Raw genomic sequence first — 1226 nt, forward strand, 5'->3', positions numbered from 1 at the left:
CACTGGCGATATTATAGGTGTTAAAGGCGCGCTAAATAAATCGGGCAAAGGCGATTTATATGTAGAAATGACTGAGTATCAATTACTAACTAAGTCACTTCGTCCGTTACCAGGCTGCGCTAAAACACTAAAAGCAGCGAACTGTAAAACCAGCACACTTTTGACAATTAATTTACGTGGTGAAAAAAGCAATCCCATACAACATCCTTAATTTATTATTTTTTAGTTACGCATTCTTATTAATGCACGTCACTTAAGGACAGGTCAATCTTTATACTGTTGATATTTAATCATCTTTAAACACTTTTTGAATAAAGCACCGCAGGTAAGTCGCCTTGCTCGTCTGTATGTGTATAATTTTTTATAAATTGCAGACCTAGCTTTTTCATTATATTTACAGAAGCCGTATTATCTTTTAGTGCCGTTGCACTTATCGCCTTAACGTCATCTTGCTTTATAAGTTCATCACATAATGCTAAAGCCGCCTCGGTTGCATAACCATGCCCCCAACTTGCTTGCTTAAAGCGCCAGCCTATTTCAATATCACTGTAGTTTGGTGCATCAGTAAAAAAGCCCATAGGCCTTATTAATACCCAACCTATAAATGTATTAGTTTGCTTTATAGTGATACTCCACAGCCCCCAGCCTTTTAGATCATTTCGATATGCGAGCATACGAGGCACAGCCTCATTTTTTATTTGCTCTAAAGAGGTAGGTTCACCTCGTGTTAAATACTGCATTACAGCTGGGTCTTGGTCGAGTTCAAATAATTGAGGCCAATCATGCTCATTCATTAATTTAAAATTTAATCGTTTTGTTACGGGGGCGTTCATTTTCATTGTTGTATAGTCTGCCTCGAATTAATTATCAGTCTCTAAAGGAGATAGCACATGAATAAATTAGCAGGTTTAGCTTTATTAGGCACTTTAATTACATTAACTGGTTGTGAAGATGCCAACGAAGTTAAAGAAGATGCAAAAGATAAAAGCGCACAAATGCAAGAAAAGCTTGGTGATGCATGGAACGACGTTAAAGAGACAACTAACGATCTTAAAAATGACGAGTCTTTAAACGAGCTATTAGAGCAAAGTAAAGCAATGGGCTTAGACATGTACGACGACGGCAAAGAGATTGCGGTTGACGCATGGATTAAAAGCAAAGAAGCTGCTGGCGAGTTAACTGAAAAAACTAAGCAAAAAGCGCAAGAAATTGCAGACGAAATTGAG

General features: G+C 37.7%; 3 protein-coding genes. 2 read left to right on the forward strand and 1 reads right to left on the reverse strand.

The genetic code is table 11. The annotated features are described in order from the left end of the window. Window positions 1-211, forward strand: a 211-nt coding sequence (locus H5072_RS19890) for a hypothetical protein (protein WP_182694574.1), incomplete at its 5' end; no start/stop codon positions are given. 85 nt (window positions 212-296) lie between these two features. On the opposite strand, the gene H5072_RS19895 is transcribed toward H5072_RS19890, so the two are convergent. After that, a complete protein-coding gene (locus tag H5072_RS19895; protein WP_182694572.1) occupies window positions 297-839 on the reverse strand; it encodes a GNAT family N-acetyltransferase in 543 nt (180 codons plus the stop codon). A 51-nt stretch (window positions 840-890) separates the two neighbouring features. On the opposite strand from H5072_RS19895, the gene H5072_RS19900 reads away from it, so the two are divergent. Next, on the forward strand, window positions 891-1226 hold a 336-nt coding region (locus H5072_RS19900; RefSeq protein ID WP_182694573.1), incomplete at its 3' end, for a hypothetical protein.

This window comes from Pseudoalteromonas sp. SR45-5, assembly GCF_014163565.1.
Lineage (GTDB): Bacteria > Pseudomonadota > Gammaproteobacteria > Enterobacterales > Alteromonadaceae > Pseudoalteromonas > Pseudoalteromonas distincta.

Excerpts from the sequence above, each read along its gene's own strand:
- H5072_RS19895 (WP_182694572.1), bottom strand. The coding sequence starts at position 839 with ATGAAAATGAACGCCCCCGTAACAAAACGATTAAATTTTAAATTAATG.